12 protein-coding genes are annotated in these 12,941 nt (G+C 73.8%); 10 read left to right on the top strand and 2 right to left on the bottom strand.

Features of this window, described 5'->3' with window-relative positions:
* Window positions 1–54: 54 nt before the first annotated feature.
* The gene (locus QPK52_RS05610) at window positions 55–624 is read right to left on the bottom strand and encodes a hypothetical protein (RefSeq protein ID WP_410535919.1); all 570 of its coding nucleotides are present in this window, start codon (window positions 622–624) and stop codon (window positions 55–57) included.
* A gap of 110 nt (window positions 625–734) precedes the next feature.
* Between QPK52_RS05610 and QPK52_RS05605 the strand changes: the two genes are divergently transcribed.
* The 3 genes from QPK52_RS05605 to QPK52_RS05595 all read left to right on the top strand — a co-directional run bounded on the left by QPK52_RS05605 (window position 735) and on the right by QPK52_RS05595 (window position 4,621).
* Window positions 735–1,442: a response regulator transcription factor gene (locus tag QPK52_RS05605; RefSeq protein WP_410535918.1), complete on the top strand. Its 708-nt coding sequence runs from the start codon at window positions 735–737 to the stop codon at window positions 1,440–1,442.
* Entirely contained in the window at window positions 1,439–2,896 is a 1,458-nt protein-coding gene (locus QPK52_RS05600) for a sensor histidine kinase (RefSeq protein ID WP_410535917.1), read from the top strand. The genes QPK52_RS05605 and QPK52_RS05600 overlap by 4 nt, the downstream gene beginning before the upstream one ends.
* A 120-nt stretch (window positions 2,897–3,016) precedes the next feature.
* Complete coding sequence (locus tag QPK52_RS05595; RefSeq protein WP_410535916.1) at window positions 3,017–4,621, top strand: CAP domain-containing protein; 1,605 nt, start codon at window positions 3,017–3,019, stop codon at window positions 4,619–4,621.
* Between the two features lie 248 nt (window positions 4,622–4,869).
* On the opposite strand, the gene QPK52_RS05590 is transcribed toward QPK52_RS05595, so the two are convergent.
* Window positions 4,870–5,946: a helix-turn-helix domain-containing protein gene (locus QPK52_RS05590; protein ID WP_410535914.1), complete on the bottom strand. Its 1,077-nt coding sequence runs from the start codon at window positions 5,944–5,946 to the stop codon at window positions 4,870–4,872.
* Between the two features lie 800 nt (window positions 5,947–6,746).
* On the opposite strand from QPK52_RS05590, the gene QPK52_RS05585 reads away from it, so the two are divergent.
* The 7 genes from QPK52_RS05585 to QPK52_RS05555 all read left to right on the top strand — a co-directional run bounded on the left by QPK52_RS05585 (window position 6,747) and on the right by QPK52_RS05555 (window position 12,826).
* Entirely contained in the window at window positions 6,747–7,484 is a 738-nt protein-coding gene (locus tag QPK52_RS05585) for a LuxR C-terminal-related transcriptional regulator (RefSeq protein WP_410535913.1), read from the top strand.
* Between the two features lie 134 nt (window positions 7,485–7,618).
* Window positions 7,619–8,017, top strand: coding sequence for a hypothetical protein (locus QPK52_RS05580; RefSeq protein ID WP_410535912.1), 399 nt, complete (start codon window positions 7,619–7,621; stop codon window positions 8,015–8,017).
* A 52-nt stretch (window positions 8,018–8,069) separates the two neighbouring features.
* The gene (locus tag QPK52_RS05575; RefSeq protein ID WP_410535911.1) at window positions 8,070–8,561 is read left to right on the top strand and encodes a hypothetical protein; all 492 of its coding nucleotides are present in this window, start codon (window positions 8,070–8,072) and stop codon (window positions 8,559–8,561) included.
* Between the two features lie 56 nt (window positions 8,562–8,617).
* The gene (locus QPK52_RS05570) at window positions 8,618–9,544 is read left to right on the top strand and encodes a hypothetical protein (protein ID WP_410535910.1); all 927 of its coding nucleotides are present in this window, start codon (window positions 8,618–8,620) and stop codon (window positions 9,542–9,544) included.
* Window positions 9,541–10,887 (top strand): peptidoglycan-binding protein, encoded by a 1,347-nt coding sequence (locus QPK52_RS05565; RefSeq protein ID WP_410535909.1) that lies wholly within the window; start codon window positions 9,541–9,543, stop codon window positions 10,885–10,887. Before QPK52_RS05570 ends, QPK52_RS05565 begins: the two co-directional genes overlap by 4 nt.
* Window positions 10,884–11,579: an ABC transporter ATP-binding protein gene (locus tag QPK52_RS05560; protein WP_410535908.1), complete on the top strand. Its 696-nt coding sequence runs from the start codon at window positions 10,884–10,886 to the stop codon at window positions 11,577–11,579. Before QPK52_RS05565 ends, QPK52_RS05560 begins: the two co-directional genes overlap by 4 nt.
* Complete coding sequence (locus QPK52_RS05555) at window positions 11,567–12,826, top strand: ABC transporter permease (protein WP_410535907.1); 1,260 nt, start codon at window positions 11,567–11,569, stop codon at window positions 12,824–12,826. Before QPK52_RS05560 ends, QPK52_RS05555 begins: the two co-directional genes overlap by 13 nt.
* The last annotated feature ends 115 nt before the right edge of the window (window positions 12,827–12,941 follow it).

The raw sequence follows: 12,941 nt of genomic DNA, 5'->3' as shown, positions 1-12,941 counted from the left end.
CACCGAAACGACCCGGCCGGAGAAGGCACCGGCAAGACCGTCCCCCGGCCGCCCTCAGACGGTCGACTCCCTGATCGCCACGCTGTAGCTGGAGGGCGTGGGCGAGGTGACCTCGATCTGCGAGCGGAAGGACTCGCCGGTGAAGACCACGGTCAGCTCCCGCGGCCCACCGCGCTGCATCGCCGCGGTGAAACCGCCGGCCGGCAGCGCCGAGACCAGGCAGGCGCCGCTGCCGCCGAACCGTATGGACGCCCGTCCCCCCGTGGTCTGGAAGGTGCGCACCTCGGCGCCGGCGGTGTGGCAGCCCTGCTCGCCGCCGGTGTTCGCGGAGGGGGACGGGGTGGGGCGGGCGGCGGGACGGGTGGTGGGGGAGGCGGTCGGTTTCGGCGGGGGAGCGGGGGAGGAGGCGCGCCGGGTGGGTGAGGGGGTGGGCGAGGGGGTGGGGGACCTGCTCGGTTCGGCGCTCGCCGTCGGCGAGGAGACGACCGTCCCCGGGGTGTCGCGGGCGACGGGCGGGGTGGGCCGGGTCGTCCCGACCACGAACTGGACGGTGAGGCTCACCGTCGTCACGCTGAGGGACGTGCACGACAGCCACAGCAGTACGTAACGCAGGTAGCGGGGCACCGCCCCATACTGCCCGACCGCCCGCGACGGCCCGTGCGAGGGCCGGTGAAGACCCCTCGGCGGGACGCTGGTTGCGGACGCGGCGGCGGCACCCGTTACCGTCCCTGGCCATGGCATCGGTACTTCTGGTCGAGGACAACCCCGTGATACGGGCCAGGCTCATCGACGTCCTGTCCCGGCACGACCACGTGGTGCGCAGCTCCCCCTACGGCTTCGAGGCCCTGCGGGAGGTGACGCGGCAGCCGCCGGACGCGGTGGTGCTCGACCTGGGGCTGCCCGACCTCGACGGCGTCGACGTCCTGCGCATGCTGCGCAGCATCTCGCAGGTGCCGGTGCTGGTCGCCACCGCGCGCGACGACGAGGCCGAGATCATCCGGCTGCTCAACGCCGGCGCCGACGACTACCTGGTCAAGCCCTTCTCCGGCGGCCAGCTGGCGGCCCGGCTCGGGGCGGTGCTGCGCCGCTCCTCCGCCGCGGCCGAACGCCCCGCCGCGCCGGAGGCGGAGCCCCGGGACGCCGCGATACGCGTGGGCGGCCTCGCCATCGACCGGCAGGCGCGGTCGGTCTCCCTGGACGGTCACGAACTGCGCCTGACCCGGCGCGAGTTCGACCTGCTGGCCTACCTCGCCGAGCGCGCGGACCGGGTGGTGCCGCGCCGCCGCGTCCTGGCCGACGTGTGGCGGCAGTCCTACGTCGAGGAGCAGACCCTGGACGTGCACGTGTCCTCACTGCGCCGCAAGCTGGGCGAGCGGGCGAGCCGGCCCCGCTATCTGCACACCGTGCGGGGCGTGGGCATCAAGCTGGTGACGCCCCGATGAGACGGACGCTGGCCGGCGTCGCGCTGGCCGTCACCTCCATGGTCGCGCTGTCCTTCCTGATCCCCCTGGCCCTGCTGGTCAAGTCCGAGGTGAGGTCCCGGGCGATCACGGTGGCCGAGCAGCGGGCGGCGGCGCTGGCCCCCGTGCTCGCCCTGACCACCCGCCCGGACGAGGTCCAGCAGGCCGTGGCCGAACTCGACGGCACCGGCCGGCTGGGCGTCCACCTGCCCGGCGGACGGCTGGTGGGCACCGCGTACGCGCCCGCCGACGCATGGCGGCGGGCGGCCCGGCAGCAGCGCACCTTCGCCCTGGGCACCGACGACGGCTGGGTCCACCTGCAGCCGGTGGTGCTGGCCAGGGACCGGGTGGCGGTGGTGGAGTCCTTCGTGCCGCGCGCCGAGTTCGAGCGCGGCGTGGGCACCTCCTGGCTGGTGATGTCGGCCCTGGCGCTGGCCCTGGTGGCGGGGTCGGTACTGGTCGCCGACCGGCTGGGCGCACGGGTGGTCCGCGCCTCGCGGGACCTCTCGCGCGCCGCCAACGCCCTGGGCGAGGGGGACCTCGACAGGCGGCTGGAGCCGAAGGGTCCTCCCGAACTACAGGAGGCGGGGGCGGCGTTCAACACCATGGCCGACCGTGTCGTCGAACTGCTGGCGATGGAGCGCGAGTTGGTGGCCGACCTCTCGCACCGCCTCAGGACCCCCCTGACGGCGCTGCACCTGGAGTCCGAGCGCATCGCCTCCGGTCTGCGGCGGGAGGACGCCGACCGGCTGGAGGCGGCCGTCACGCACCTGGAGGAGGAACTCGACTCCATCATCAAGGCGGCGCGCACCCCCCTGTCGGCCGCCCTGGCCGTTCCGGCCCCACCCGGGCCGAAGGCGCCGTGCGAGGCGGCGCGCGTGGTGTCCGCACGGATGGACTTCTGGTCGGTCCTGGCGGCGCAGCAGGGCCGGGAGTGCGCGGTGACGGTGACGGACGAGCCCACCCCCGTCCTGCTGCCGGAGGAGGACCTGGCCGCGGCCGTCGACGCCCTGGTCGGCAACGTCTTCCGGCACACTCCGGAGGGCACGGAACTGGCGGTGGGAGTGCACCGCACGGCGCACGCGGTGGTGGTGACCGTGGACGACGCCGGCCCCGGCATCCCCGATCCCGAGCGGGCCCTGGCCCGGGGCGCGAGCGTCGGCGGCTCCACCGGCCTGGGCCTGGACATAGCCCACCGCGCCGCCGACACCGGCCGCGGCCGGCTGGAGGTCGGCCGCGCGCCGCTGGGCGGGGCGCGGGTGCTGATGGAGCTGGAACTGGCCCCCGAACGTGCCTCCGGCGGCGAGCGCGCCTCCCACGGGAGGCGGCGCCGTGCCTGGCTCCGCCTCCCCCGGCTTCCCCGCCTGCGCTCCCCCCGTCCCGGAAGACCGCGGGGAGCGCAGGCGGGGAAGCCGGGGGCGGGTGGCCCGCCTTAGCTGTTCCTCAGCTGCCCCTAAGGGCTCCTTGAAACCCGCTCACCTCGCTGATCTGCGGCGATAGCGTCCCCCCGGACGTCGCCGCAGGGCGATCCCCCCACGAATGAACGGAGCGGATCTGTGAAGGTGAAGCAGCGGCGAGGACGGCGGGCGCGCAGACGGCCGATGGTCCTGAAGACGGCCATCGGCGCCGCCGCCGCGTCCGTGGCGGCCACCGCGATCGTCGTGCTGCAGCCCGAGGCGGACGCCATCCCCGCGCCCTCGCTCCTCAGCGCGGCCCAGGCGAGCGCCCTGGCCCACCGGCTGGAGGCGAAGCTGGGCGGGGAGGCGGCCGGGTCCTACTACGACCCCGCCACCAGGAAGCTGGTCGTCAACGTCGTCGACGGCGGCGACCTGACGGCGGTCCGCGGGGCGGGGGCGGTCGCGAAGGAGGTCGACAGCACCACCGAGGAGCTGATCAGGGCCAAGTCGTCGCTGGACCGCAGCACGCGCACCCCGGGCACCTCCTGGGCCGTGGACCCCCGCACCAACAAGGTGCTGGTCACGGTGGACTCGACCGTGACCGGGGACAAGTGGCGCGAGCTGCGCGAGAAGGTCGCGAAGCTGGGCGGCAAGGCGCGGATGGAGCGGGTGGAGGGCGTCTTCGAGCCCTTCGTCGCGGGCGGGGACGCCATCACCTCCGGCGGGTCCCGCTGCTCGGCCGGGTTCAACGCCCGCAGGGGGGACGAGTACTTCATCGTCACCGCGGGCCACTGCACGCGGAAGGGCGCCACCTGGAGCAGCGGGGACTCCTCGCGGCAGCGGGTGGGCAAGGCCGTGGAGAGCAGCTTCCCCGGCGACGACTACGCGCTGATCCGGTACGACGACCCCGGCGTCCCGCGCCCCGCCGCCGTGAATCTCTACAACGGCGGGAGCCAGGAGATCACCAGTGCCGGCGAGGCGTTCGTCGGCCAGCGCGTCCAGCGCAGCGGCAGCACCACCGGCCTGCACGGCGGCACCGTCACCGGGCTGAACGCCACGGTCAACTACCCGCAGGGCAGGGTCCACGGCCTCATCCGCACCAACGTGTGCGCCCAGCCCGGCGACAGCGGCGGAGCGCTCTTCGCGGGCAGCGTCGCCGTCGGCCTCACCTCGGGCGGAAACGGCGACTGCGGCAGGGGCGGCACCACCTTCTTCCAGCCCGTCACCGAGGTCCTGGACAAGTTCGGCCTGACCGTCGACCTCGGCTCGCGGCCCCCGGCGGACGGCGGGGCCGGCACCCCGCGGCCCACCGCGCCGGAGCAGACCCCCGCGCCCGAACCGACCGCCTCCCGGCCCGCCGAGCCGGAGCCGGAGACGGGCGGTACGGCCGCGCGGCAGGTGCTCCGGCTGGTCAACGCCGAGCGGACGAAGGCCGGCTGCCGGCCGCTGACGGCGGACGAGAGGCTGGCCCGCGCCGCCCGGACCTACGCCGGGACCATGGCCGAGCGCGGCGTGCTCTCCCACGTCGGCCCCGACGGCTCCACCATGGCCTCGCGGGTCGAGGCCGCCGGATACCCCTGGTCCGCGCTGGCGGAGAACATCGCCAGGGGGCAGGAGACCCCCGAGCAGGTGATGAACGGCTGGATGAACAGCCCCGGCCACCGCAGGAACATCCTCAACTGCGCCTACCAGGACATCGGCGTCGGGGTGAGCGAGAAGGCCGGGGGGCCCTGGTGGGTCCAGAACTTCGGCAAGCGCCGCTGACCCGCTGATCCCGCCGCCGCCCCGCCTCGTCCCGCCCCAGGCCCCGGTGCCACCGCGCCCGGGGCCGGAGCCGGGGCTTTCGCGGCGGGTGCCGCGGCCGTCCAGTACAACCGAAGGCCCGCCCCGGCGCTCCCGGGTGCGGGGACGGACGGCAGCCGCCGTCGCACGGCCCGGGCTCCCGGCCGGCCGAACGCGGTGGCGGGGGCGGCGCGCACGCGGAGGTCACCGAAGCCGGCAGGGGCGGGACGTCACCGCGCAGCCGGCTCCGGCGGCCGCGGGCAGGGCGCGGGGTACGAACTCCGGGTCGCCGCGTACGGCAGGCACGCCTTCTTCTCGGGCGCGTACGCCATGAGGTGGGCCCGCACGCGCTCGGTGTAGGGGCGGATGCGGCCCGGGACGCCGTTCTCCTTCTGCACCACGAACGTGGCGGTCCGGTACGCCGCGGCGAGATTGAGCACGGGATCGCCCGCCACGCCCTCGAGCTGGGGGGCCAGTGTGCACAGCATCCGCCCCAGGGCCAGGATGGACTCCCTGGGGTCCAGGGGAGGCACCGGTACCCGGTGCTGCTGGTCCTCGGGTAAGTAGTACCGGAGGACCCGCGGTGTCCAGCGCGCGATTCCGTACTCCTGCGCTGCCGGATCGTACAGGCCGGCGTCGAAGTTGCTCTCCACCTTCAGCATGGCCGCGACGAGTGCCGGCGTCACCTGGGGCGCGGTGCACATGGTGCCCGCCTCGACGATCACGGACCGGTAGCGGTGCGGTACGTCCGCGGCGGGGTGGAGCCAGGCGGAGAAGTCCTTCTCCGCCGCGGCGGGCGTGTGGCGGGACTGGGATGCCGTGCCCGCGGTCAGAAGCAGTGCCACGGCGACCAGTCGCAGGAGGAGGGAGCGGCGCCGCGAACCTCCGCCCGCCGTCCGCGCCGTCCCGGCCGGCGGGTGGGACCCCGGCGCGTCGGCTGCGCCGGCGGTCCCCTGCCGGGGCACGGCGGCCCCCGGCTCCTGGCGCACGGCGTCGGCGGCCGGCTCGGCGGCCGCCTTCCCGGAAGGCGCTTCCCCCGTGTCGAGCTGCGAGCGCGTCCGCAGACGGCGCTTCTCCCATTCCTCGGTGTCGCCTCCGCAGGCGGAGACGTAGGCCGCGAGAACCGCGGCGCTGGGAAGCCTCTTCCCCGACGCCGAAGCGGCCAGCGTGGACGCGGCGAAGTGTGTGCGCCGTGCGAGTTCCTGGTACGACGGTGATCCGGCGGACCGGCGCAGCGCGCGCAGGTCATGGGCGAATTGCTCCAGTGGTCCGCCACGCGGATCAATAGGCCTCTCGCGCCTTCCCATGTGCATCCCTCGAATGTCGACCCCGCCGCCTGCCGCGGTGGGCGATGTCTGCGGATTGTCCATCGATTGTCTGCGGGGCGGCAACCGGCCTTCTCCGCGCCGCCGTTGGGGTTTCATGGGTCTGTCGCCGCTGGGGTCGGGCGATCCGGCGGCGGCCGGAGGCCGTCTCCGCTTTCTGTTCACGGGGGGAAGACGCGGAATGAGAGTCTGGCGAAGAACGACGGGGAGAGCCGCGGCGGTGCCGGCGGCGTACGCGGACTCGCCACGCCGACCGGTGGCGAGCGTCGACGCGGTGGCCTGCGCGCCGGGAGGCTGACGGACCTCCGCGCGGGGGAGCGAACGCGCCGCGGTCCCTGATCCCGAAGACCGCCTCCGCCCGCCCCGGCGCCGGGCCGACCGTGCCCGCAGCGGTTCCGGCCGCGCCGGCGAGGACCGCGTCGCGACCGCGGTACGGCCGGCGGGCGGCGCACCACGCCGCAGGTGCCCGGGACAGCGGGCCCGGACCTGCGGTGCCGGAACATCCGGTGGGCGCCCGCCCCGGCGACGCGCCGGGCGTCTCCCGCTCCGCCCGGCCCCCGTTCCCTCTCGCCCTGCCCGCACTTCCTGCCCTGCCCGCACTTCCTGCCCTGCCTGCACTTCCTGCCCTGCCCGCACCGCGCCGTGGCCGGACCTCGGCACGCTCCCGGCCCGGCGCGGCGGTACGTCCGCGAGCGGGCGCCACGGCGTCAGCCGCCGTCACGAGTCCGACCCTCCGCGCGTCCCTGCGGACGCCTGAGGTTCTTACCGTTTTGGGGGATTGCATGGACGCATCACATGCGCTGCCCGGAGTCCGGGCGGCCCGGTCCGGTACCGGGCGTACGCGCATCGCTTTCGGAATCCGGGACCGTGCCGTACGGGAGGGGCTGCGGGCCGACCTCTGCGTGAACGCGGAGATCGAGGTGGTCGGGGCCGTGGGCCGTCCCGGGGAACTGACGGCCCTGCTCCGGACCCGCGCCGTCGACGTCGCCGTGGCCGACATCGCGCTGCGCTCCGGGAACTTCACCGACTGGCTCGGCGGGCTTCGCGGGCTCACGGAGGCGACGGCGGCCGAACTGGCCCTGTTCAGCCTGACGGTTCCTGCGGTCGAGGTGGTGGAGTACGCGGCGGAGGCGGGCGTACGGTCCTTCGTCTGCGGCGACGACCTGCGCTGGGACGCTGTCGCGGTGGTCAGGATGCTGCGGTCCGACGCCGGCTGGGTGAGCCCGGCGGTCGGCGCCGCGCTCCTGCGCCACCGGTCCGGCTCCCGGGCCGGCCGGGCGGCCGTCGACGAAAGCCGGCAGTTCATGGAACTGACCGGGCGCGAGCAGGCGGTTCTGCCCCTGATCAACGAGGGGTTCACCGACGCCCAGATCGCGCGGCGGCTCCATGTGAGCGAGAGCACGATCAAGTACCACGTGGGAAACCTGCTCTCCAAGTGGGGAGCCCGCAACCGCACGCACCTGGTCCACCTGGCCGGACAGTCGGCCAGGAGAAGGGCCGTGACCTGTTCGAACGACTAGTCCGAGTATGGCCGGTCGACCGGGGACATCTGAACGCCCACGGACAAGGATTGCCGATCGCAGGCCCGATGGATTCGGGACACCTCATTCTCAGGGAGCGGCCCGTGAAAAGAGGAACGGGAAGAACAGCGGCGGTGATCGTCAGTTTCAGCGCCGTGGCGGGGCTGGCCATGGGCATGGCACCGGCTGCCTCCGCCGACCAGGGTGACGGATACGTCATCTGCAATCGCGGCGAGATCTGCTTCAAGGAATGGGCGCACGACAGCGGTGGGCCCGGCAGGCGGCACTTCTACTGGAACGACTCCAACCACCACGACGACTCCTGGCACAAGGGCGGGGCGTTCTGGGACGACGCCACGTACATCCTCAACCGGGACACACAGTGCTCGGTCCGGGTGCACGAGCACGTCGGGTACGGCGGCTACCAGCAGACGTTCCTGCCGAAGCCGGGCAACGAGGACTACCCGGTGAACTACGAGCACTTCCTGCCCGGGCTGTACGAGAAGAACTCCGCGCACCAGCGCATCTGCTGACCGGCCCGGAAGCGTCCGCAAACGCTCCATCCGTCTTTCCGAAGGGATTTCGATGAGTCGCCTCCTGAGAAAGCTGACCGCCACTGTGGCGGCCGCTTTCGCGTTCGCCGCCATGCTGATCGGCGGGGCGGCACCCGCACAAGCCGACACCGGCAACGGCTGGCTCAACTGCGTTCCGGGGGAGATCTGTTACTCCTCCACCTGGAGCAACTACTGCTACGGCTCGGGCAACTACGAGAACGTCTGGACCAAGGCGTGCGGTCACCAGCGCCACTACTACTACGACGACTCCAGCCACCACGACGACCAGTGGAGCAGCGGGCAGGGCCACATCGGCACCTGCAGGGAACTCAACAGGACCACCGGGTTCTGGGACTGCGCCGAGGCCATCGCGAACCGGGACACCGCGTGCTACGTGCGGGTGTACGCGGAGGTGGGCTACTGGGGCAACTCCGACTGGGTCGCCAACGACCCGAACAACTACGGCGTCCGCAAGCTCATCGACGGGGTCTACGAGCAGAACTCCTCGCACAAGCGCTGCTGACGAGCCGTACGGGGGCCGGCGGCACCGCCCGCCGGCCCCCTCACCTGGGAGAACAGATGTCACCTCAGCCACGCACTCCGAAGAGGCTGCTCATCGCCGGAGCCGTCGCGACGCTCGTGGCGTCGTCGGCGTGCGCTGCCGACGACGGCGGCGAAGCCGCCCCGCTGCCTGCCGCCTCGCCCGGATCGACCATGCCGTTCGATCTCTACCTGGGGCAGGACGTCACCTTCATCCTGTACGCCGAGCGCCAACTCCAGGCGAGCTGCATGGAGGATGCCGGCTACCCCCAGTTCGTCGACACCGGGGACCGGCTCGGGGAGAACATGTTCGCCGATCTGGTGAAGCCGCCGTTCCGTCCCAGAACCGAGGACGAGGCCCGCGCGAACGGTTTCCACGGTCCGGTGCCCGGAGCGCCCGCGCCGGTGGTCAGCTTCGACGTGGGGTTCGACCGGGCGCTGGACGCCTGCAGGGCCCGGGGCGAACGCACCCTCGGCACGAGCCGGGACCTGCTCGCCACCTACGTCGAGCAGCTCGGCAACTCCCTGAACAGGGAGATCTGGCAGAAGCTGCAACCGGTCGAGGTCAAGACCGCCGACCGCCTTCTGGACTGCCTGGCCGCCAAGGGTTTCGAACCGGACAGCCGGGACGCGTACAAGAAGGACCCCAACCCCCACGAGCGCTTCGACGTCCCCCTCGGCGCCTACGAACCGGAGGCCCCGCGGTGGAAGCCGCGCCGGAAGCCGGGAACCGTCGCGGTCGGACCGCCGGACCCCGACCGCAGGTACGTACCGACGGAAGGGGAGTCCCGTCTGGCGGTCGCCATGGTGCGGTGCCGCAAGGAGACCGGCTTCTTCACGGAGATCGACCGGGTCAACCGCGAGGCGCAGCAGAAGATCGTCGAGGACCACGCCGTCGAGTTCGGCGAGCTCAATCCGAAGATCAAGGCGGCGGCCAAGCGCGCGGCGAAGGCGCTGGACGGATGACCGGGCCCGTGGAGATGGGAGCGGGGGAGGACCGGGACGAAGTCCTGGGCGGGCCCCCGGACACGGCTCGCCCCCGCCCTCGCCGCCGGACCTGGGTGGTCGGCGTCGTCGGGTTCACCGCGGTGACGGTGGTGGCCGGCCTGACCGGCGTGATGACCGGTTCGGGGCTGAAGTCCCCGGAGCAGGCCGTGGCCGACGCACGGCCGCCCGAGGCGTCCCTCGTGACGACCGAGGTGGAGCGGCGGGTGATCCGTACCTCGGTGCTGCTCCGGGGGAAGGTGGAGCCCGGCCCCTCGGAGCCGGTACGGGCCCCGGTCGAGCTTCCGGGCGATCCGGCGGTCGTGACGGCGGCCCCGCTGCGGCCGGGCGCCCGGCTGGCGGAGGGGGCCGTCGTGCTGGAGATCGCCGGTGAGCCGGTGTTCGCGGTGGTCACGGACTTCCCGATGTACCGGGACATCACCGCCGGGATGTCGGGGCCGGACGTGCGGGAGGTCCAGGCCGTGCTGGCGAGACTGGGCTACACCGTGCCGCGGGGAGGCGTGTTCGACCAGGCCACGCAGGCCGCCGTGAGCCGCTTCTACCGGGACCGGGGCTATCCCGTCCCCGCGTGGGACGCGCCGCGGGGCGGTCCCGCCTCCGGGGACGCGGACGGGCGGGACGGCGCGAGGAACGGCGCGGACGGCGGTGCGGAAGCCGGTGCGGACGGCGGCGCCGCGGAGCCCCCTCCCGCGGCGACCGCCGAACCGTTCCTGCCCAAGCGGCACCTCGCGCGCATCGACCGGCCCGGCCGCGCCGTCTCCGCCGTACGGGTGCGGGTGGGGGACACCGTCGACCGGCCGGGCGCGACCATCCTGTCGCTGGACGCCGGCCGGAACGTCGTCAGGGCGACGGTCTCGGCCGACCAGCTTCCCGGCGTGCCGGTCGGCGCCACGGCCGAGATCGCCGACAAGGTGTCGGGCGGCAGGACCGCACGGGCCACGGTGAAGTCGGTGGGAGACAGGCCCGGTGGCGGGGAGACGGGCGGAGGCCACCCCGTACTGCTGAAGTTCACCGGCAGGCCGCTGGCGGCCACGCCCAACCACACCGTGCAGATCTCGGTGGGCGGCACCTCCGCACCGGAGAAGGCCCTCGCCGTACCGGTGACCGCCCTCTACGCGCGGCACGACGGCAAGCAGTACGTCACGGTGCTGGACGGGAACGCCACGGCCGACGTCGAGGTGCGCACCGGAGCGGCGGGCGACGGGTGGGTCGCCGTCACCCCCGTCGGGGGATCGCTGCCCGCCGGGACCAGGGTCGTCGTCGGCGTGGCCGGGGGGACGACGGGGGAGAGGAGCACACCGTGAGCGCCGGACAGCCGGTACTGGAACTGACCGGCGTGAGCCGGACGTACGACGACGGGGTTCCCGTGCACGCCCTGCACCCGGTGGACCTCGTGGTCCGCTCCGGGGACTACGTGACGATCACCGGGCCCTCGGGAGCGGGGAAGTCGACCCTGCTGAACGTCCTAGGGCTGCTGGACAGCCCGTCCACGGGCAGCTACCGGGCGGCGGGCGTCGAGACCACCGACGTGGACGAGCGGACACGCGTCACGATCCGCAGCCAGTTGTTCGGCTTCGTCTTCCAGGCCTTCCACCTCCTGCCCGGCCGGTCCGCCAGGGAGAACGTCGAACTGAGCATGGTCTACGGCCCCTGGCCGGTGAAGGAGCGCAGGAAGCGCGCGGCCGAGGCGCTGGACCGCATCGGGATGTCGGCGCGCGGGGACGCGGATCCGCGCACGCTCTCCGGAGGAGAGCGCCAGCGGGTCGCGATCGCCCGGGCCATAGCCGCGCGGCCCGCCGTGCTCTTCTGCGACGAGCCCACCGGAAACCTGGACTCCGTCAACACGGCCAACGTGCTGTCGGTGCTCGACGAACTCCACCGCGACGGGATAACCGTCGTCGTCGTGACGCATGACGACGAGGTCGCCGCCCGGGGCACGCGCGGACTCGACGTCCGGGACGGGACCGTGCTGGAGAGCCCGGCATGCGGAGGGTGAAGCGCGGCGGAACGGGGCTGGCGAAGGGCAGGTTCCGGCTCCGGGACCTGCTCACGGAGTCGTTCCGCTCCGTCGGAGGACATCCCGTCCGGTCCCTGCTCACCACGATGGGGACGGTTCTGGGCGCGGCGGCGTTCGTGGCGACGCTCGGCCTGTCGTCCACCCTCTCCCAGCAGGTCACGGCGACGTTCGACGTCAAGCGCGCGACCGAGGTCACGGTGACGTACCGCGACGACACCGCCTCGGACACTCCCGGCCCGCCGGGCGGCGATGCGCAGGGGGTACCGGAGTGGCAGAGCGACCGGGCGCTGCGGCGCCTCCTGCCGCTGGCCGGGGTGGAGGCGGCCGGCCGCCGGGTCCTGCTGGAGGGACGCGCCGTCGCGGCCGGCGCCGACCCCGCCGCCCCGTCGGTGAGCGGCACCGTGATCGGGATGGACTCCGGCGCGTTCGGCGCGGTGGAGCCGCACATCACCGTGGGCAGGACGTTCGACGCCTTCCACGACCGCACGGGCTCGCGGGTGGTCCTGCTGCCCGCGGGGATGGCCGACCGGCTCGGTGTCACCCGTACCGGGGGCGCGGTGTTCATCGGGGACAGGGCGTTCACCGTGATCGGCATCTTCGACGACATCGAGCGCAGGCCGGAGATGCTGCCCGCGGCGCTCGTGCCGTTCGACCCCGCGCAGCCGCTCGCCGCGAGCACGGACGGCCAGCCCCCCGAGCGGGACGTGATCGTGCGGACCGCACCGGGCGCCGCTCAGCTGATCGGACGGCAGGCGCCGCTCGCACTCGCCCCGGCGGCCCCGACGGACCTGCGAGCCCTCGCACCCCCGGACCCGCAGAGCCTGCGCAGGGACGTGGAGGACAGCGTCACCCGCATGGCCGTCGTGCTGTCGGCCGTCGCGCTGGCGATCGGCGCGGTGTCCATCGGGAACGCGGCGACCGCCGGGATCACCGCACGGGTCCCCGAGATCGGCCTGCGCCGCGCGCTGGGGGCCAGGCGCGTCCACGTCTTCGCGCAGTTGATGACCGAGACCACCATGCTGGGCGGAGTCGGCGGGCTCATCGGGGCGCTGACCGGCGTCCTCGTCACCGTGTCGGTGTCGCTCCTGAACTCCTGGCAGCCCGTGCTGGGCGTGTGGAGCGCCCTGGCCGCCACCGGGGGCGGTGTCGTGGCCGGGCTCCTGGCCGGGCTGCTGCCCGCGGTCCGCGCCGTACGGATCCAGCCGGTGACCGCGCTGCAGCGCTGAACGGCCGGTGTCGCGAGCCGGGGCCGGGCCCTGGCGCGGGCGCACGGCCCCGGAGAAGTCCCAGGGATGCCGCCGCAGCCCTTCCTGACCCATTGCATCGCAGGTCAGAACGGGT

The sequence above is a fragment of the Streptomyces sp. KL2 genome (assembly GCF_046529545.1).
In the GTDB taxonomy this organism is placed as follows: Bacteria; Actinomycetota; Actinomycetes; order Streptomycetales; family Streptomycetaceae; genus Streptomyces; species Streptomyces radiopugnans.
Note: the sequence above shows the minus strand (reverse complement) of the source record. Positions and strands in the feature narration are given on the sequence as shown.